14 protein-coding genes are annotated in these 20,706 nt (G+C 45.0%); 8 read left to right on the forward strand and 6 right to left on the reverse strand.

Annotated elements, in window-relative coordinates; genetic code table 11:
• Nucleotides 1-7 precede the first annotated feature (7 nt).
• The 5 genes from ACO0KW_RS04815 to aroG all read left to right on the forward strand — a co-directional run bounded on the left by ACO0KW_RS04815 (nt 8) and on the right by aroG (nt 8,965).
• Nucleotides 8-4,261, forward strand: a complete 4,254-nt coding sequence (locus ACO0KW_RS04815; protein WP_423051150.1) for a YhdP family protein — start codon at nt 8-10, stop codon at nt 4,259-4,261.
• Nucleotides 4,262-4,270: 9 nt separating this feature from the next.
• Entirely contained in the window at nt 4,271-5,071 is an 801-nt protein-coding gene (locus ACO0KW_RS04820; protein ID WP_423051152.1) for a carbon-nitrogen hydrolase family protein, read from the forward strand.
• A gap of 90 nt (nt 5,072-5,161) precedes the next feature.
• Nucleotides 5,162-6,622, forward strand: a complete 1,461-nt coding sequence (tldD, locus tag ACO0KW_RS04825; RefSeq protein ID WP_423051154.1) for a metalloprotease TldD — start codon at nt 5,162-5,164, stop codon at nt 6,620-6,622.
• Between the two features lie 182 nt (nt 6,623-6,804).
• On the forward strand, nt 6,805-7,494 hold the full coding sequence (locus tag ACO0KW_RS04830; protein WP_423051156.1) for a nitroreductase family protein: 690 nt from the start codon (nt 6,805-6,807) through the stop codon (nt 7,492-7,494).
• Between the two features lie 412 nt (nt 7,495-7,906).
• The gene (aroG, locus tag ACO0KW_RS04835; protein ID WP_423051158.1) at nt 7,907-8,965 is read left to right on the forward strand and encodes a 3-deoxy-7-phosphoheptulonate synthase AroG; all 1,059 of its coding nucleotides are present in this window, start codon (nt 7,907-7,909) and stop codon (nt 8,963-8,965) included.
• 111 nt (nt 8,966-9,076) lie between these two features.
• Here aroG and ACO0KW_RS04840 read toward each other — a convergent pair whose 3' ends face one another.
• Both ACO0KW_RS04840 and ACO0KW_RS04845 read right to left on the reverse strand, forming a co-directional pair.
• On the reverse strand, nt 9,077-9,760 hold the full coding sequence (locus tag ACO0KW_RS04840; protein ID WP_423051160.1) for a retropepsin-like aspartic protease family protein: 684 nt from the start codon (nt 9,758-9,760) through the stop codon (nt 9,077-9,079).
• Nucleotides 9,761-9,891: 131 nt separating this feature from the next.
• Nucleotides 9,892-10,383: a YajQ family cyclic di-GMP-binding protein gene (locus tag ACO0KW_RS04845; RefSeq protein ID WP_423051162.1), complete on the reverse strand. Its 492-nt coding sequence runs from the start codon at nt 10,381-10,383 to the stop codon at nt 9,892-9,894.
• Nucleotides 10,384-10,557: 174 nt separating this feature from the next.
• On the opposite strand from ACO0KW_RS04845, the gene murB reads away from it, so the two are divergent.
• The 3 genes from murB to ACO0KW_RS04860 are packed head-to-tail and all read left to right on the forward strand — an operon-like array spanning nt 10,558 to nt 16,278.
• Nucleotides 10,558-11,598: a UDP-N-acetylmuramate dehydrogenase gene (gene murB / locus ACO0KW_RS04850; RefSeq protein ID WP_423051164.1), complete on the forward strand. Its 1,041-nt coding sequence runs from the start codon at nt 10,558-10,560 to the stop codon at nt 11,596-11,598.
• Nucleotides 11,599-11,655: 57 nt separating this feature from the next.
• On the forward strand, nt 11,656-15,657 hold the full coding sequence (locus tag ACO0KW_RS04855; protein ID WP_423051166.1) for a Pls/PosA family non-ribosomal peptide synthetase: 4,002 nt from the start codon (nt 11,656-11,658) through the stop codon (nt 15,655-15,657).
• Between the two features lie 3 nt (nt 15,658-15,660).
• Complete coding sequence (locus tag ACO0KW_RS04860) at nt 15,661-16,278, forward strand: hypothetical protein (protein WP_423051167.1); 618 nt, start codon at nt 15,661-15,663, stop codon at nt 16,276-16,278.
• A 10-nt stretch (nt 16,279-16,288) separates the two neighbouring features.
• Here ACO0KW_RS04860 and ACO0KW_RS04865 read toward each other — a convergent pair whose 3' ends face one another.
• The 4 genes from ACO0KW_RS04865 to ACO0KW_RS04880 form a co-directional block, all read right to left on the reverse strand.
• On the reverse strand, nt 16,289-17,020 hold the full coding sequence (locus ACO0KW_RS04865; protein WP_423051169.1) for a LytR/AlgR family response regulator transcription factor: 732 nt from the start codon (nt 17,018-17,020) through the stop codon (nt 16,289-16,291).
• The gene (locus ACO0KW_RS04870; RefSeq protein WP_423051171.1) at nt 17,017-18,105 is read right to left on the reverse strand and encodes a sensor histidine kinase; all 1,089 of its coding nucleotides are present in this window, start codon (nt 18,103-18,105) and stop codon (nt 17,017-17,019) included. Before ACO0KW_RS04870 ends, ACO0KW_RS04865 begins: the two co-directional genes overlap by 4 nt.
• A 50-nt stretch (nt 18,106-18,155) precedes the next feature.
• Nucleotides 18,156-20,171, reverse strand: a complete 2,016-nt coding sequence (locus ACO0KW_RS04875; protein WP_423051173.1) for a M13 family metallopeptidase — start codon at nt 20,169-20,171, stop codon at nt 18,156-18,158.
• 189 nt (nt 20,172-20,360) lie between these two features.
• Nucleotides 20,361-20,678 (reverse strand): pyrimidine/purine nucleoside phosphorylase, encoded by a 318-nt coding sequence (locus tag ACO0KW_RS04880; protein ID WP_423051175.1) that lies wholly within the window; start codon nt 20,676-20,678, stop codon nt 20,361-20,363.
• Nucleotides 20,679-20,706 lie beyond the last annotated feature (28 nt).

Raw genomic sequence — 20,706 nt, forward strand, 5'->3', positions numbered from 1 at the left:
AAATTCATTGAAACAACATCTCCCGTCTGATGACCATGATCAGGCCTGCGGGCATCATGCACAGACATTGAGCGGATGGCGTAAGACATTGCACAGCGGTCGGGCTGCGTGCGTATTGGCCGCGTTTCATGGCGGCCGAGGGTTGCGCAAGACTTTAAGGGTTTTCCTGAAGACGCTGCTCGTCTGCTATTTCATATTTGCAGCCTTGTTCTTGTTGTTGCGCTATGTTGTTTTACCTAATCTGGAAAATTACAAAACAGAGATCGAACAGTATGCGAGTGTCAAACTGGGGCGACAACTTAGCATTCGGAACCTGCAGGCTAACTGGCAAGGATTTAATCCTCAAATTGCTTTGCAAGGAATTCTTATTCAAGATCAGAACTCTCGGGTCGCATTGACCCTGCCTGAGATTAACACCACATTGTCATGGTGGTCACTGGCTGCCCTTGAGTTGCGTTTTTCTGAAATAGAAATCGTCAGCCCTCAGTTGAATATCCATCGTGATTTGCATGGTGTTATTGAGGTGGCAGGTTTTCCATTGCAATTGAATGGACATACTGATGGGGGAGAAACCGGTTTAAACTGGGTGTTAGCCCAACATCAAATAAAAATAGTACGAGGGCATGTCGAGTGGAATGACCAGTTGCGCGCAAATCCACCTCTCCGTTTAACGGATGTCAATTTTGTGTTGACCAATCATTGGCGTCAACACAATTTTGCAATGCAAGCCATCCCACCTGCAAATGTGGCTGCACCGGTCGATATTCGGGGACAATTTCAGCACTCGGTATTTGCAACTAAGAAGTCCGAATTGTCGTCGTGGTCCGGTGAGCTGTATGCCGATCTAAAACATGCCGATTTACCCGCAATACACCAATATTTCCCTTTTCCTTTTACATTGGATAAAGGCGTGGGGAGCGTCAAGTCTTGGATTAAGGTGAAGCAAGGGCGTTTCGAAGATTTCACTGCAGACGTGCATTTGCAAGATGTGATCGGTAAGTTCCGCAAAGACTTGCCCGTGCTCGATATGGCGCAAGTGAGCGGACGTATCATCGCGTCTGAACAAATTAAGTCGAATTACAAATATTTATCTTGGCTACCGGGTCAATCTGGTCATAGTTTGGCTTTGGTCAACTTTTCCATGAAAACTCGAGATGGATTAGTGTTGCCAGCGACGACCTTGAAGGAAACGTTCACGCCAGGTGAAAATGGTCAGGGAGAGAAGGTTGAGCTCTACACGCAATCATTAGACTTGCATTCCCTAGCAAATTTTGCTGAGCATTTGCCAATTCCCGCAGATCAACGACGCCTATTAATTAGTGTCGCACCAAAAGGTATTCTGAAAGATTTCACGGCTCGGTGGCAAGGAAGTTTCCCTGAAATATCTAGTTATAGCATTAAGGGGCAATTTAGCAATCTGGAAATGCAAGCGTTAAAGGCACAACTGGGCAGACCAAAGACTGGCAAGCTGCCCGCAAAAGCGGCTGTGCCCGCAATTCCTGGCTTTGATAATTTGTCAGGATACATCGATGCGAATGATAAAGGCGGTAGCTTTACTTTAGACTCGATAGATTTATTGTTGCAGCTGCCAAGTTATTTTGTTGATCCCCTCATGCCTTTCAAACGTTTGAAAATGCAAGCACGCTGGCAGTTTCAACAAAATGATCAATTGCAGTTACAGATTCAGCAGATGGAATTTGAGCAGGATGGTGCGATCGGTAGCTTGAGTGGAAAACATAGTTTGTCAATGCGCCAATCTGATTTGGGTGAAGTTGATTTAAACGGGCACTTGCAAGGTTTCGATATCAAGACTATCAATCGCTACATCCCTGTGCAGGCACCCGAACATTTACGCGATTGGTTAAGCCATGCTTTGTTGGATGGTGAGGCGAATGATGTGGTATTTCGCTTGAAAGGTTCTCTTGCACATTTCCCGTTCCAGCAAAAAGATCCAGAGTCAGGAAAGCAGGGCGAATTTTACGTTAAAGGGAATCTTCGTAACGGGAAATTAAACTTCTTACCAGGCGTGTTTGCCAAAGATGGGTTGGCGCCGTTTTGGCCGGTGATCGACAGTATCAAAGGTAACTTCATTTTTGAACGTGGACGTATGGAAATCCGGGCGGACACTGCCCTGACGAATAGTGTTCCTTTAAATAAGGTGAGGGCAATTATTCCTGATTTGCTAGAGCACAATCCGGTATTGCAGATTGATGGAAATGCTAGCGGCAATTTGCAAATAATGTTGAATTATCTGAAAGCTAGTCCGGTGGATGACTGGCTGGCGAATTTTTTGCATGACACAGCAGCGACTGGAAATGGACAACTAAATCTAAAACTAAATTTGCCTTTGAATAGTATTAACGATTCAAAGGTGAATGGCTTGCTGCAATTAAATAATGCCGAAACTATTTTGCAACCTGATTTGCCTTTGATAAGTATGCTTAACGGTAAGTTAGAGTTCAACGAGCATGGTTTGAGTCTGAATAATCTGAAAGCTAATTTGTTAGGTGGCGCGGTGCAGGCCAATGGCGGTAGCCAAAAAGATGGAACGATAAAAATAAAGCTGGAGGGGCTGGCAACGGCAGAAGGAATCCAAAAACACTTGGCGAATGTGGATGTGAGTAATTTGTTAGATAGCCTAAAAGGCGAAGCAAAATATACTACGCAAATTTATGTTAAAAAGCGTCAGACAGAGGTTGTCGTTGAATCAGATTTGCAGGGACTCGCTTGGAATCTTCCAGCGCCGTTGACGAAAGCAGCCAATGAGCTTGCGTCTATGCGCTTTGAAATATTACCCGAGGCTTCTACCGATCAAAACGATTTGCGTGAACAGATCAAGCTCAGTGTGGGTAACCGTTTTAACGCGCATTATCAACGCAAAAAAACCTTAGAGAAAAACGCAAAATGGAGTGTAGTGCGAGCCGCTGTCGCGGTGAATGCCCCCGCAATTTTGCCTGATTCTGGTCTTAATTTACATGTGCAATCAAAGTCGTTGAATGTCGATGAATGGCGTCGACTCATCGATGCTCAAGCGAAAAATCATGCCAGCAAAAACATCGCCAAAGGTAATATTGCTGAGCCAAATCCCGCCGTAGATTTTGCACAATATGTCGAGCCGACAAGTCTATCGGTTGTGACGGATGAGATCTATCTGTTCGGTAAAAAGATGGATAACATTGTCTTAGGTGCCTCGAATCAAATAGGCTTGTGGCAAGCCAATCTAGATTCGACACAGGCATCGGGATTCATTAGTTGGAATGGTTTCGGTAAGCCGCAAAATCCGGGGCAAATTAGTGCGCGCTTGAGTCGTTTGATGATACCAAAATCTGCAGCCGGTGATGTGGGAGATTTACTCGAAGCGAAAAACACCACTAAACAAATTCCAAGCTTGGATATTCAAGTTGAGAATTTCGAGTTGTTTAATAAAAAGCTCGGACACCTCGCCTTGAACGCGAGCAATACATTGGCGACGCAAGGGCGTGAATGGAATATTGATAAATTGATTTTGAAAAATGATGATGCTGAGTTAAGTGCAACTGGTCAATGGACTGCTCGTGGAACTGATAGTCAGACAAAGTTGCAGTATGTGTTGGATATTGCAAATTCAGGAAAATTACTTGATCGATTCGACTTTGCCGACGTGCTGCGTGGCGGGAAAGGTAAACTCGAAGGAGATCTGCAGTGGACAGGATTGCCGTTTGATTTGGATATTCCGAGCTTGAGTGGACAATTGCAATTAAAATTGGCGGCAGGTCAATTTTTGAAAGTAGATCCCGGCGCAGCGAAATTATTGGGCGTACTGAGTATGCAGTCCTTGCCACGACGTTTTACCTTGGATTTTCGTGACGTTTTTTCGGATGGTTTTGCATTCGATAGTATCGTCGGTACGGCAAAAATTTTGCATGGAATCGCGACGACCGATAATCTCAAAATGAGTAGCGTAAATGCCGCCGTGCTAATGGAAGGACACGCTGATATTGCTAAAGAATCGCAAGATTTACATGTCGCTGTGATTCCTGATTTTAATGCTGGCGCCGCCTCTGTGGTGTACGGATTGGCCGTCAATCCGGTGATTGGCCTGGGTACTTTTCTAGCGCAACTATTTTTTAGAGATCCTCTGAAACGAGCGTTCACATATGAGTATCAAATAACCGGCCCGTGGACGAATCCTATCGTGAATAAAATTGAAAATAAAGAACGCCAGCAAATTTTAGAGAAACAAAAAACGGAACAGAATAAAGTAAAGGCTGAAGTCAAATAAGGATAAGAAATGAAAGTCGCTGCAATCCAAATGGTGTCGGCATCGAACCCAGACGCCAATTTACAAACGGCGCACCGTCTGTTGCAACAAGCAAAAGCAGAAGGTGCGAATTTGGCAGTTCTGCCAGAATATTGGTCGATTATGGGGTTACGTGATACCGATAAAATTGCCTTTGCAGAGGAGCCTGGGAATGGTGTTTTACAGAATTTTTTAAAGCAGATTGCTCAAGAACTGCAGATGGCAATCATCGGTGGGACTATCCCACTGAAGTCTGGTGATAGTAGTAAAATCTATAATGCCTGTCTGGCATTTGATCGTCACGGTTCTCAAATTGCGCGTTACGATAAGATCCACTTATTCGGATTTATAAATGGCGAAGAAAGCTATCAAGAATCAAATACCATACAAGAAGGTAATGACATCGTTAGTTTTGATAGTGAGATAGGTAAGATAGGACTAGGTGTATGCTATGACCTGCGCTTCCCAGAGTTATTTCGCAATATGGGACCATGTAGCCTGATAGTGTTGCCAGCAGCGTTCACCTATACGACCGGTCAAGCACATTGGGAGATTTTATTGCGTGCCCGTGCAATTGAAAATCAATGTTATGTATTAGCGTCCGCGCAAGGTGGTACTCATGATAGTGGTCGCCGCACTTGGGGGCACAGTATGCTCATCGACCCTTGGGGCAAGATAATAAATTGTCTGGATGAGGGCGAGGGCGTAGTGAGCGCTGATTTGGATGTGGATGTAATGCAAAAAATTCGTACTAACTTGCCTGCATTAAAGCACAGGCGCTTTACTTGTTAGGGTCATATTTCCAATACAAACATTCATGGGATATGGACTACAATACCTTCGTTAATTCGCCGAAATGGCAGCCAATAAAGACTGAAAAACATGACACCATTTGATTCAAATTTGAAACATCTCGCGATCGCGCGCAACATCCTACTGACACCTTTCGGGCTTGATGAAGCTAAATTAGCCTCAGCACTGAAAACGATGTTCACGCATAAAATTGATTATGCCGACCTGTATTTTCAGTTCACCAAAAATGAAGGCTGGAGTTTGGAAGAAGGCATCGTTAAAACCGGCAGCTTTTCAATTGATCAAGGCGTTGGCGTGCGGGCTGTATCTGGTGATAAAACCGCATTCTCGTACTCTGATGAGATTTCTGAGCATGCGTTGCTAGAAGCTGCAGCAGCCACCCGTACAATCGCTCGCGCAGGTTCGGGCAAGATTCAAGTTGCTTCCTCTATGCAAGGCATACAAGGCCATAATTTGTTCTTGCAGGATGATCCTTTAGCTTCATTGGATGCAACACAAAAAGTCGCCCTATTGGAACGCATTGAGAAAATCGCGCGTGCTAAAGATCCACGCATCGTACAAGTGATGGCAAGTTTAGCTGGGGAGTACGATGTGATTTTGGTGGCGCGCAGTGATGGTGTGATTGCTGCGGATGTCCGTCCATTGGTGCGAATGTCGTTGACCGTTATCGCCGAACAAAACGGACGTCGTGAGACGGGATCAAGTGGTGGCGGTGGTCGCTATAACTTCTCGTATTTTACTGATGCGATTTTGGAGCAATACGCGGAAGATGCGGTGAAATCCGCTTTGGTTAATCTAGATGCGCGCCCCGCACCAGCGGGTCCGATGACGGTGGTACTCGGCTCTGGTTGGCCTGGTGTGCTCTTGCATGAAGCGATTGGACATGGTTTGGAAGGCGACTTCAATCGGAAAGGTTCTAGCACTTTTGCTGGTCGCATTGGTGATCGTGTTGCAGCTAAAGGTGTGACAGTGGTCGATGATGGTACTTTGGAAAATCGTCGCGGTTCCTTGAATATAGATGACGAAGGTAATCCTACGCAATGTACGACCCTGATTGAAGACGGCATACTTAAAGGCTATATTCAAGATACGATGAATGCGCGACTAATGAAAATGCCTGTTACAGGCAATGCACGCCGAGAATCTTTTGCACACTTGCCGATGCCACGTATGACGAATACCTATATGCTTGGTGGAGACAAAGATCCAGCCGAGATTTTAGCTTCTGTTAAAAATGGATTGTATGCGGTGAATTTCGGTGGCGGGCAGGTAGATATTACCAACGGCAAATTTGTTTTTTCTGCCAGTGAAGCTTACATGATCGAGGATGGTAAAGTCACTTATCCAGTGAAAGGGGCAACTCTGATCGGTAATGGACCAGATGTTTTAAATCGGGTATCGATGATAGGCAATGATATGCGCTTAGATTCAGGTGTCGGTATTTGTGGTAAAGAAGGCCAGAGCGTTCCTGTAGGTGTTGGTCAGCCAACTTTACGCATCGATGGTCTTGTCGTTGGCGGAACTGCTTGAACCTAAGTTGAAATAGTGCCGATAGAAAATCGACCGCAAAAGTTCGTATTGTCTATACATCTTTTAGCCGTCGATTGATTGTTAAAAAGCTTTTATTTTTATTACTTGTATTGAATGTGATTGTGCATCTTGAGTAGTTTAGATATTGTGATTACAGTGTCTTTTTCTACGAAAGGATCAGCATGTCTAAACTTTCCTTCAATCAAGGCTCTCCGCAGTTTATCCCCTTGAGTACTTATCGCGCGTATCCAGAAAGTGAAATGGAGACGCGCGCTTCAGCGTTCTATCAAGAACTCTCCCGTCGCAAAACTATCCGAGAATTTTCTACTGAACCTGTTTCACGCAAAGTGATCGAGCAATGCTTGTTAGCCGCTGGCACAGCGCCATCGGGTGCGAATCATCAACCGTGGCATTTCGCAGTGGTGAGTGATACAGAGTTGAAACATCGGATTCGAGTGGAGGCAGAAATCGAAGAGCGCGAGTTTTATGAACGTCGTGCGCCGCAAGAATGGAAAGATGCGTTGGCTCCCTTGGGCACGGACTCTGAAAAGCCCTTCTTAGAAGATGCACCTTACCTGATTGCGATCTTCGGCCAAAAAAGCACCTTGATGGATGATGGTACCGCCGTTAAAAATTATTATGTACCCGAATCGGTTTCGATTGCGACGGGTTTTTTGATCGCGGCCTTACATCATGCAGGCCTAGCAACGCTAACGCACACACCTAGTCCAATGGGATTTTTGAATGAGTTACTAGATCGTCCGGACAACGAAAAGCCTTACATCTTGCTAGTGGTTGGATATCCTGCCGCGCATTGCATGGTACCGAATATTCGCAAGAAAACTTTGAGTGAAATCGCGAGTTTTCTATAAATGCTTATAGATAATTGAATATAAGCTTATGTCGCAGCAAGTGTGTTGGCTCAAGGCTTTTGTAAAATTACGCGCATAATGAGATAAATTGCTTGCCAATTGGGCGTTGATGTTGTTATAGTCGTTGCATTCGATCACGAGGTTTTCATGAATTTTGCACGATTTTACTTTCACTTTTACTTTAGCTATTCCAACCCTAAGGCGGTGGAGAAGCGGTAAGTTCACGTAGAAGAAAAATCGACGTACATAGAACCCAACCGATCCAGAAAAACCGCCAGTCTTGGCGGTTTTTTTTTGCCTGATGAATTCAATTCGCAAGGTAAATACAAAGTGGATAGGTAAGGCTGATCAAACAACTTTTGGCACAATTTATAAACACATTTTTATCTTACTGAAACTTCAGGAAAACATTATGCAACGTACAGACGATTTACGTATCAGGGAAATGAAAGAGCTGCTTCCACCTTCGCATTTGATTCGCGAATTTGCCTGCTCAGATAAAGCTTCAGAAGTTACCGCGAACGCGCGCTCAGCATTACATAATATTCTGCAAGCAAAAGACGATAGGGTCATGGTAGTGATTGGTCCATGCTCGATTCACGATACGAAGGCGACCCTAGAGTATGCCAAAAAACTCGCAGAAGCTCGCGTCAAATTTGCTGGCGAATTAGAAATCGTTATGCGTGTGTATTTCGAAAAGCCGCGCACCACGGTTGGCTGGAAAGGTTTGATCAATGATCCGTATATGGATAATAGTTTCCGCATTAATGACGGTCTGCGTATTGCGCGTGAATTGTTATTGAACATTAATGAACTTGGTTTGCCAGCAGGTACTGAATATCTGGATATGATTAGCCCGCAATACATCGCAGATTTAATTAGCTGGGGCGCTATCGGGGCGAGGACTACTGAATCGCAAGTACACCGTGAGTTAGCATCGGGTTTGTCATGTCCAGTTGGATTTAAAAATGGCACCGACGGCAACGTCAAAATCGCGGTCGATGCGATCAAAGCTTCGTCACAACCACATCATTTTTTATCCGTGACAAAAGGTGGCCATTCTGCGATTGTCTCGACTAACGGTAATGAAGATTGTCACATCATTTTACGCGGTGGGAAGACACCAAATTACGATGCTGCGAATGTTGACGCTGCGGCGAAAGATATTGCGGCGAATGGTTTACAACCACGCATCATGATCGACGCATCCCATGCGAATAGTTCAAAAAATCCTTTAAATCAAATTCCGGTTTGCGCCGACATCGCGACGCAAATTGCGAATGGTGACCAACGTATCGTGGGTGTTATGATTGAATCTAATCTGGTGGCTGGGCGTCAGGATTTGGTGCCAGGAAAAGACTTAGTTTATGGTCAATCGATTACAGATGGATGCATAGATTGGAATGATAGTGAATCGGTATTGCAGGGATTGGCTGATGCGGTGAAACAACGTCGTTTGACCATCAAATAAGGCTGAAAAAGACGATGCGTTAGGTGGAGCTGAGACTGTAACTTCTCAGCTCTGATCTGAATAAACTATCCACCTATTTTTTTTGAAAAAATTTCAAACGATCAGTGTGTTTTACAATTTTTTGGTCAGGATCATTTGTTGACCTTCACGAACCATACTCACCCGTTTGAGAAATGACATCCCGAGCAAACAGACACCAAGATCATTTTCTTGGACAGAAGCATCTACCTGAAATAATTCAATGTCGCCAATTTTGATGGAATCGAGTCTCACAAGATAGGTTGGAACAATTCCATTCGCGGTACTGGTGCGTGATGGTGTCCCTTTTTTATAATCAATCCCCAACCGGCGAGCATCGTTGGCAGACATTGAAACAAAGCTAGCACCGGTATCAACGAGCATACGAATATTGCTGCCGCCATTGATTTTTCCATCTGTGAAAAAATGACCGTTTTCGCTGGCCTGCAACGTGACACTGCTATTTTTGGTTGGCTCAGCGCGGAGCACGGCATGTCCCAGAAATACGGTTTGCCGTTTTCCATCTGCTTCAATGGTAGCACTGTTGCTATTGGTCGAAATCAGTTTACTTGTCGCCGTAATCATACTTCCTACCGCATACATCTTGGGCGGCTTGTCATCGACTACCAGCATCGCTTTGCCATTACTTAGAGCAACTAAGCTAAATTCACTCGCTTGAACATCGTGTGAAACAAGTGAACTCCCGAAGATCGCAAGGCCAATCAGCAATATAGATCGAATTGCTACCGACAATTTGTTGAAAATTTTATCGCTCATTATTCAGATCCAGATTCTGTAATCGATGAGAGAAGATGAAAAGCTAAAATTGAAAACTAAGTTTTAAGGTTATTAAGACCGATACTTGAGGCGTTTTCTTGCATTTCTCATTCTCGCGAGTGTTATTGCGCTTAATCTCGGAAGTTATTAAATTCCAGTGGCAAATCTTTAATCTCTTTGCGCAACATTGCCATCGCAGCTTGCAAGTCATCGCGCTTAGCACCAGTAATACGAACCGCATCGCCTTGGATGCTAGCTTGAACTTTCATTTTGCTGTCTTTGACGACTTTAACGATCTTTTTTGCGTCTTCAGTTTGTATGCCATTTTTAACTTTGATGACTTTCTTTACCTTGTCACCGCCTATCTTTTGTACGTCACCAATGTCGAGGAAGCGTACGTCGACTCCGCGTTTACCCATAGTTTGTGTGACTTCGATCATGATTTGGTCGAGATGAAAATCAGAGTCACCAAAGATTGTAATTTCGCGTTCTTTGTCTTTCAGTTCTACTTTGGCGCTAGTACCTTTTAAATCAAAGCGATTCGTCACAACCTTATTGGTTTGTGCAATCGCGTTTTTGACTTCTTCCATATTGGCTTCGGAGACGGTATCAAATGATGGCATGGGTTTTCCTAATAGAAAAATTTGAAGTAATAATGCAGGAGCGAGTGAAAAATCTGGAAATTTGAGGATTTTTCTGCGGTAGCGCTATTTTAACAAAAACTTTGCTTAACTTTGCAGGCAATTTGAGGTGAAACAGAAGGGAAACAGCTTATTCCCGACTATAATCTTGTGTCTATGAAACCTGAATTTACACTAGAGCAAGATGTCTCGCTGCTAAGCTTAAACAGCTTTGGAATTAACGCGCGAGCCCATCGATTTTTACGTATTGAAAATCTATCGCAGTTACAAGCAGTTTGGGAGCAAACTCAAACCGATGCTGAGCTTGCGGCCCTGCCTCGCCTAGTGCTTGGTGGTGGCAGTAACGTCATTTTGCCAGATCACTTGCCACATCTCGTTTTACTGATGGCGATTATGGGACGTGAATTAGTGGACGAGACCGATGATTATTTTATTGTCCGTTCAGGTGCTGGTGAAAACTGGCATGACTTCGTGCAATGGTCCGTAGCGCAAGGCTATGGTGGATTAGAGAATCTCTCCTTAATTCCTGGAACGGTAGGTGCTTCGCCGATACAAAATATTGGCGCTTATGGTCTAGAAATGCAAGACTACTTTCATAGCCTGACCGTCTTTGATTTTGTGACTGGCGAGCTCAAGACTTTTCAAAAACAGGATTGTGCCTTTGGCTACCGCGATAGCATTTTCAAAAGTGGCGAGCAAAATCGTTTTGTGATTCTCGATGTTAGTTTTGCTTTGCCCAAACATTGGCAGCCACGTTTGGCTTATGGTGATGTGGCGAAGTATCTGCAAGATCGTGATATTTCTGCGCCAACGCCTCTAGACGTCAGCGATGCGATTATTGCGATACGACAGAGTAAATTGCCAGATCCTGCGGTGATCGGTAATGCAGGGAGTTTTTTTAAGAATCCTATCGTGTCAGCAGAACGTCGAAACCAAATATTGCAACAATATCCGAATTGCGTCAGCTATTCGCAAGCTAGTGGCGATTTTAAATTGGCTGCGGGCTGGTTGATTGAGCAATGTGGCTGGAAAGGTCGACGTTGTGAGACCGTCGGTGTCTACGATAAACAAGCGCTTGTACTCGTTAATCTGGGTGGCGCGACGGGAGCAGATGTAAGAACTTTGGCGCAAGAAATTCAGACTGATGTATTAAAGAAGTTCGGCGTAGCGCTTGAAGTCGAACCTGTATTTGTATAAACCTTCAATCAAAAAATAAAGTAGATGATGCGGTCTTTCCCCATCCAAGAAAAACGAATGAAATCTGACAGCAATATTTTGTACGGCAATGTACAGCTTGAATTAATTCGAGCAGAGTGTTTAGCAGATTTGCTGGAAGCGACTATTCAGGCATCGCCAGAAAAAATCGCACTTTCTAGCGATCATGAACAGCTCAGCTACGCGGATTTAGGTGTTCGCGCAGACCTAGTTGCTCATCATCTGATTCAAGCGGGCGTCAAGCCAGGTGACATACTCGGATTGTGGTTGCCACGTGGTATAGAGCTGTTGGTGATGCAAGCTGGTATCGCGAAGAGCGGGGCGGCTTGGTTGCCATTTGATGCGGAAGTGCCGGTGGATCGCATCGCAGTTTGCCTGAACGATGCGCAAGCGGTCGGTCTACTAACGGCGGATGAATTTTTGCCGCAACTCGCGCACTTAGATGCACCTATTTTCACAGCGGCGAACTTGTTACGTGCGGCGGATGTTGAATTGCGCCAACGCGGCGCGGTTAATGCGAATGATCCTGCATATGTGATTTATACCTCGGGTTCGACCGGCAAACCAAAAGGCATCGTTATCAATCAAGGCAGTATTTGCCACTTCTTGCGCAGCGAAAATAGCGTCTTAGGGATCACTGGGAATGATCGTGTCTATCAAGGATTTTCGGTGGCATTTGATATGTCATTTGAAGAAATCTGGATCAGTTATTTAGTCGGCGCAAGTTTATGGATAGCGCCAAAAGAAGTCGCACTCGATCCGGATGCCTTGCCACGTGCATTGATCGCAAATCAGATTACGGTATTACATGCAGTTCCTACCTTGCTTGCTTTGTTCAGCATAGATGTGCCTTGCCTACGTTTGATTAATCTCGGTGGTGAGATGTGTCCAGCTAGTTTGGTTGATCGTTGGGCTGTGAATGGACGCCAGATGTTCAATACCTATGGCCCAACCGAGGCAACGGTATCTGCCAGTTTGGCAGCTTTGCGCGCTGGTGAGCCAGTAACAATTGGCATTCCTCTACCGAATTATGGTTTGCTAGTTATTGACCCAGAAGTTGAAAAAGGCTTGCGCTTATTGGAGCGTGGCGAAACGGGTGAACTATGTATTTTCGGGCCGGGTGTTTCGGCGGGATATCTAGGCCGCCCTGATTTAACGGCTGAAAAATTCTTGGCAAATCCTTGGGCGAATAGTCCCATCAACGATACGATTTATCGTACAGGTGACTTGGCCAAGATCGGTGAAGACGGCACTGTGCAATGTTTGGGACGTGCTGACGATCAAGTCAAGATACGCGGTTTTCGGGTCGAGCTGGGCGAAATTGAAATAGTATTGGCGAAGCAAAATGGTGTCGGTACCGTCGCTGTGATTTTGCGTTCTGAGCAGGGCATTGATCAACTAATCGCCTTCATAGTTCGTGAAACAGGTGCTGATCTCGAGTCGGTGAATGCCAGCAACTTACGCCATGCATTGACGCAAAGTTTGCCAGCTTATATGGTGCCAACCCGCTATGAATTTTTGGATGAAATGCCGCGCCTGAGCTCAGGCAAAATTGATCGTAAAACGTTAAAAGCACAAGAGTTGGCGGCACAGGCATTGTCGTCTGAAAGTGATACTGCCGAAACAGAAGCCGAAACTTGTCTGTTTGAAGCTTTGACACGCTTGTTTCCGGGCCAAGCAATTCGTCGTGATGCTGATTTTTTTACTGATCTCGGCGGCCATTCATTAATGGCGGCGCGCCTAGTTTCGTCCCTGCGACTTGACCCCCGCTTCGCATATTTCAAAATTAGTGATATTTATCAACAACGGCGTTTAGGGCAAATCGCCACAGTGATGCAAGAAGGCTTGATCAAAGCAACAGATCAAACACAATCGACTGAAGCATGGACTCCACCATCTTCGGTAAAGCGTTGGATATGTGGTCTTGCGCAGGCGACGATGATTCCTTGCCTGGTTGCGTTCCGTATGTTGCAGTGGCTGACGCCATTTTTTGCCTATCATTTCTTTACTGGGGATAGTGAAGATTCAATCCCGCGAGCAGTTGCTCTATCACTTGTGTGTTTTTTATTGGTAACCATCGCTGAGTTTTTTCTCGCGATTGCGGCCAAGTGGTTGATTCTCGGAAGATTGAAACCTGGTAAATATCCTTTATGGGGTGTGACTTATTTTCGGTGGTGGTTGGTCGATAGAATTATCGAAGCAGCACCTGCTTACATGCTTAGCGGCTCATCGATTTACACTTGGTGGCTAAGAGCATTAGGTGCAAAAATCGGCGATGAAGTATTGATAGGCTCGATCACCATACGTGTTCCAGACTTACTTCGTATAGCGGATGGCGTCAGCATCGGAAATGCCTGTAACTTTGAGAATGCAAGGGTAGAAAAAGGCTACTTGCTTTTAGGCTGTATCGATATAGACTCGAATGCCTACGTCGGTTCGTATGCGGTTGTTGAAGGAGGCACACGGATGGAAGCGCATGCCCATTTGGCTGGACAATCTTGTCTGGTAGATGGCCAAAGTATTCCAGCGCAACGTCTGTGGGAAGGCTCTCCGGCGCTTGATGTTGGTATATTTGACGCGCTGGCCTTGCCAGCGCGCCCAATAGTGAGTCGTGTGCGTCAATTTGGTGAAGCGCTGTTTTTTATCTTAGGAAGTTTAAGTATTTCCGCCCTGTTTTTCCTACCTGTTTTTCCGACGTTCATTCTAATTGATTGGTTAGATACTTTAGAGTTGTTACCAAGCACACAGAATGCAGATGTGGCTTTACAGTTAAGCGAATATTTCGTCTTTGCATTCCCAGCGACCGCAGTGTTAATCGTTTGCACGGCGATCTTGTCGGCAGGAATACGTTGGGGCTTGTTGCCGAAAATGGCACCAGGACGTTATGCCGTACACAGCAATGTGTATTGTGGAAAATGGTTAGTTAATCAAATTCAAGAGTCAAGTCTGAATGTCTTACATGGCGTCTATGCAACGATTTATTCGCCATTTTGGTATCGCATGTTAGGTGCAAAAGTGGGGAAGGGCGCGGAGGTTTCTACCGCCTTGGGCGTGGTGCCAGATATGCTGACTTTGGGCGAAGAATGTTTCATTGCCGATGCGGTGATGCTAGGCGATGAAGAGATCGATCAAGGCTGGATGTCGGTGCAAGCGACGGAAGTGTCACGCCGTAGTTTTGTCGGAAATGGTGCGTATATTCCTGATGGTACGGTGATACCTGAAAACGTCTTGATTGGCGTCCATACGAGTGCCCCAGTGAATTCAGCGATGCGCAGTGGTGATACTTGGATAGGTTCACCCGCTATGAATTTGCCTGCGCGCGAAGAGGTCAAAGGTTTTGCTGAAAACCTGACCTTCAAACCCTCACTATGGCGACGTGTCGCGCGTGGTTTAATCGAAGCCTTCCGTATCATCGCACCGCATGCACTCGTGATTGCCATTGGTTACACCATTGTGCTTGATCTGATGCCACTGGCCGCAGAAGAACGTTGGCTAGAAGTTTTATACTACCTCGTCATTTCTGGTTTACTGTATGGCGCAGGATGTTTCGTGTTTATCTTCCTAGCGAAATGGATATTCATAGGTCGTTACAAGAAAAGCAGTCATCCTATGTGGACATGGTTCGTCTGGTCGTCTGAGGCGATTACCAATCTGTACGAAGGTATCGCAGTGCCGAACTTTATGCGCTATCTGAAAGGGACACCTTGGTTGCCATTGGCGTTTAATTTGCTAGGTGCAAAAATTGGTAAGGGCGTATATTTGGATACGACTGATATTACGGAATTTGATTGTGTGACTATCGGTGCATATAGCGAAATCAATGCCGCAGCTTGCCCGCAAACTCATTTGTTTGAAGATAGAGTGATGAAAGTGGATCATGTGATTATCGGTGAACATGTGTATCTGGGACCACGTAGTTTTGTTTTGTATAGCGCCGTAGTTGGTGATCATGCCAATCTTGGTGCGCTCACCCTAGTGATGAAAGGCGAATTCATTCCAGCTAAGTCCAGCTGGCGCGGTTGCCCTGCTGCGATGGCCTAAGTCTTGATGTTGCAAGTCACGCCGCCGGTATTTTCTCAACCTGATCAACATCAGGCGGCTTTGGCTTTCCTCCGTGACCATTCCTATGTGATTCTTATTTCACAAGGTGTGCAGAATCTGGATCGAATTGAAGCTCGTCGTCATCTACGCTTAGTTGTCTGTGATTTTCTTTCTGCTGCGTTTCAAGTGCCGCTTTCAGCAGTAGAAATTAGCTCCATACCAGGTGAGGCGCCATCAGCTTTTGTTGAGGGCAAAGAGCTTGCCATTTCAATGAGTTACGATGAAGACTATGCCATCGCTGCGCTCCATCTACATCGTCGTATAGGTATCGATATTGCCGCCAGCTTGGCCGATTTCGACTGGCGAGCCGTTGCGCAACTGTATTTGGGGGAGGATCTTGTGCTGGCGATAGAAAAGCGCAGTGCACATGAAAATCTTCAACAGCAGGCTAACGTTTTTCTCTCACATTGGCTGCGCCATGAAGCCAAGTTAAAGTGCTGTGGCTTAGTCTTGCAGGAGTGGTCGCAAGAATTGGAAAATCAACTAGAGATTTGTCAGTTCTTGTTAGTCCCTACACCGAACGCGCCATTTATTGCATGCGCAATTGGAGCAGACATATAGTGGCAAATCTTTAAAAGCTTAAGCGTTCTTTGAGCTCGATGGCATTTCTGCGTGATATTTCTAATACTTTGCCATCGCTGAGTGTCACCAAATAGCCCTGTTGCATGGATTCTTCGATGGCTTTTATCGCTTGCAAATTGATGATGTGTTGTCGATTCGCGCGAAAAAAATAGCCTGCCGGTAATCGTTCTTCTATGGTGTTCATAGACTTTTTGACATAGGCACGTTGGTCGCCAAAGAAAAGCTGTACATAATTCTTGCAGCTTTCAATATAACGAATAGAATCAAGTGAAATCAGATAACACTTTTCGCCATCCTTGACGAAAATTTTGCTGTTGATTTCCAGCCTTGTTTTGTTCGCGGCGATGCCTTCCTTGGAATCGTGATCGTCAGGGGATTTATTAAATAATTTTTTGATCGCTTGCGTCAATCGTTCCTGACTAATCGGTTTGACCAGATAATCGATGGTATCAAAATCAAAGGAACGTATCGCATATTCGCTGTAGGCAGTCGTGAAAATAATGGTGGGCTGATAGCTTAACTTCGCCAGCAATTCGAAACCGTCTTCTCCCGGCATATGGATATCGAGGAACAGCAAACCAGGCTGCATTTCTTCTATCATTGGCAGGGCTTGCTTGGGGTGATCGGCCGCCCCTAATAATTCAATTTCAGGAAACTGTCCTAGCATGCGCGTTAGCCCCTCACGGGCTAGGCGTGAGTCTTCAACGATGATGGCTTTCATGGTTCTTTCTCCTGCGGCATGCTCAATTGCACGATAAATGAGTGCGCATTGGTAGTCGTTGTTAAGTGCATTTTATCTCCATACAACAGCCGCAGACGTTTGGCTATATTTTGCAGTCCTATGCCGAAACCAACTTTTTGTGATGACGACTCTTGAGGGATATCATTTTCTATATGAAAATGGATTTCTCCCTGCCCAAGTTCTCCACGCAATGTAATGCGACCACCCTCACTTAAATTTTCTATCCCGTGCTTCACCGCATTTTCAATCAACATCTGCAGCAGCATCGGTGGCAATAGGCAAGTGTACATCGCACTAGGAATCGACATCGTGAACTGCAAGCGGTCTTCGTGCTGAATTTTAGCGATTAGCATATAGCGCTCAACGATTTCTATCTCTTGTGCCACGCTGACTTTCTCGTGCTTGGCACTCTCCAGTGAATAGCGCAAAAGTTCAGATAGTGCGACTAATGTGTCATCTGCCATCGGCACATTTTCATGCATTAAGAAGCGAATGTTATTGAGTGCATTGAACAGAAAATGAGGATTTAATTGATTGCTCAAATTGCTGAGTTGTGCGTCTTTCAAATGCGCTTGCAATTGCAAATTGCTTAGCTCTCGCTCTTTGACTTCTTTATTTTTGGAGAAGCTGATATAGAGAATGAACCACGCACAGACGGTGATGTGCAATTGCAAGCTACCAGTCAAAATAAATTGTGAAATGAAGCCAATCGCGTTATTTGTCAACGCATTGTCTTCTTGCACCATACCGTGCCAGAAAAAAGGCATGACAATTAATGCGAGTAGCGACATCATTAACACAGCAACGATAGCGGCATAAATCAGCACTAAGGGCACCAGTCGCCCCATAGACAATTTATCCCATTGCCGTGTTTTGTAATGCCAACGAAAAACCAGCGCAGCAAAAGTGAATGGAATGATCCAGACCAGAGCCAGCGTGGCGTTGAAGTGCGCGTGACGACTCCAAAGCAAAGCGCTCATAGCTGTGATGGCCGCCACGATGCCGCTCGCAATCAGATGATAAAGCCAGAATTCGCGTTCGCGAGGAAAGAAATGGAGTTTCATTGCGCTAGGTATTCGCTTATTGAAAAAACATATTTCGGACTTGATTGCATTTACCAAAGATGAAAACGGAGCTCGGGTTTGAGGTACAGTTTATCACCTTCTTTTGTGCCAAAGGCAGTGTGGAAGCCATCGACATGCATGACTGTCGCATTGCTACGTACCTGATTTGGTGAATGAGGATCGCTGGTTAATAGTTGTAGACTACGCTCGTCACGGCGTAAAACCGCCCAAGTTTGCGCATAGGCAAGGAAGAATATTTTTTCGCCTGATAAACCATCTATCGTTTTTGAAGTATTGCCGTTTAAGGTATTTTGGTAAGCGCGAAATGCGATTTGCAAACCCAGTATATCCGCCATGTTTTCAGGTAAAGTCAACTTACCGTTGACATTTTTCCCTGGCAATATTTCCAACTTATTGTAAAAATCAATCAACCCAAGTTCTTTCGAATGATAGTGCTCACTGTCTTCTTTAGTCCACCAATTGCGCATGACACCCAGACTATCGAACTGCGAACCGTTGCTATCAAAGCCATGAGAAATTTCGTGCGCGATGAAAGCACCTAATTTTCCATAGTTACTGGCGTCATCCGCATTTTGATCAAAGAATGGGGCTTGCAAAAATGCAGCAGGCAGATTGATTTCATTTAAGCTTGGATCGTAATACGCATTCACTTCTATTGGCGCCATCATCCATAGGCTTCTGTCTACTTTGGTTCCTGACATCGCAGCTTGACGTTCCCATTTGAAACGTTTGGCACGATGTTGATTGCCCAAAGTATCACCAGCAATAATCTCCAATTTCGTATAGTCTCTCCAACTGTCCGGATAGGCGATCTTCGCTTTCAGCTTATCTAGTTTCGCCAATGCTTCTTGTTTGGTGGATGCATTCATCCACTGAACTTGCTCTATATTTTGTTTGGCGGATTGTCTCAATTGGTCAAACATGCGGCTGATTTTTGTTTTGTTTTCGGCTGGAAAATACTGTTCGACGTAGGTTTTGCTCAGTGCTTCGTTTAGAGCCTCACTTACCACTGTGATACCGCTCGTAGTACGAGCCTCTTCGTGGCTAATTCCTTGCAGATTTTGCTGCTGAAAAGTAAAGTGGGCGCTTCGATATGGCTTAGGCAGGACCGGAGCGGCTTCGTTCACAATTCGCATTTTGAAATAATTTTTCCAATCCTCTAAAGGTATTTCTTGGTACAGCTTTGCGATGCCAATGGCAGTCTTGGCTTGCATATAGTTGATGCTGTCTTGCTCAGGGATTTTTGCGTCAGCAAGAAATTTTGCCCAGGGAAAACCAGGTGCTAACGTTTCTAATTGTTGTGCTGTGAGTGTTTGTATATTTGCCGGATTCATCGCATCCTGGCTTGCCGTGTGGGCTTGTGCAATTTTGCTTTCGAGATTCAGAATGGCTTGCGCAGTTTGTTTCGGGTGGGCGAGCTTAATCAGTTGTCCCATTTGGATTAGATAATTCAGGTAAGCAGCGCGGGCTGTTGCGAACCGCGTATCTTGTAAATTTAGATAGTAGTCACGATCCGGTAAGCCCAAACCACCTTGCATGCCAAATGCACGGTTTAAATTCGGATCGCGAAGATCAGCGAAACCACCCCATAGCCAAATGGGTGTTTTAATGATGCCATGCGTACGTCCTTGCCAAGCGGCGAGTTGTTCTAGGTTTTGTATTGCATCGATCTCTTTGAGGATGGTAAACAAGGCTTTCGTACCTTTTGTATCGATCGTTTTTAGATCGACATAGCTATGAAAATAGTCGCCTATTTTTTGTTCTATATTGCCTTTTTCGTGCTGATGTTTAGCTAATTTGGTGACGATGTTTTGTATTCTTTGCTTAACAATTTCTGTCGTTTCGACGGCGTAGAGTTCACTCTTGCTTGACGGGATTGTGGCGCGTTTTAACCAAGTCCCGTTTGCAGCCTGATATAGATCGTCCTGTATGCGAACACTGGAATCGAGATCTTGTATTTTGATGCCGCTGTTTTGCGCATACAGATTTGATGAAAGGCAAAGAGCTAGGAGTAAAGCAGAAGCTGAAAGTTTATGGGAGCGCATATTGACCTCACAATATTTAATAAAAAACAAAAGAACCCGCCGGTAGCAGCTAAGATTTTCTTTGTTGCATGGTGAGATTGTGAGGTGGGCTTACGTACTAAAGTAAAAAAGGTGCCGAATGGCTTTGATGGGTGACGAATGGCAAAAAAAGCTGAAGGCCATGTCGGCCTTCAGCAGTATAGAGATGCATTAAGCAATAAAGTGACAGACGTAGTCCAACGTTTCTAATGTTTCAATGTGGAAGCTGCTGTTGGCCGGAATAGAAAACTGCTGTCCTGTTTGATATTCCTGAACTTGGGTTTCGCCCGCCAAAGTGATTCTACATTTGCCGCCGTTGATTTCCATGATCTCTGCTGCAGCGGTGTTAAAGGTAAGCGATGAAGGGAAAATTACACCAATGGTTTTCTTTGTGCCATCAGCAAAAATAACAGTGTGAGAAACGCATTTGCCATCAAAGTAAATATTTGCTTTCTTGACGACACTGACATGATCGAATTGAGTGGACATATTGAATGAAGAGTTGAAATTTTTTAGA

Source organism: Undibacterium sp. Ji22W (assembly GCF_049340305.1).
Taxonomy (GTDB): domain Bacteria; phylum Pseudomonadota; class Gammaproteobacteria; order Burkholderiales; family Burkholderiaceae_D; genus Undibacterium.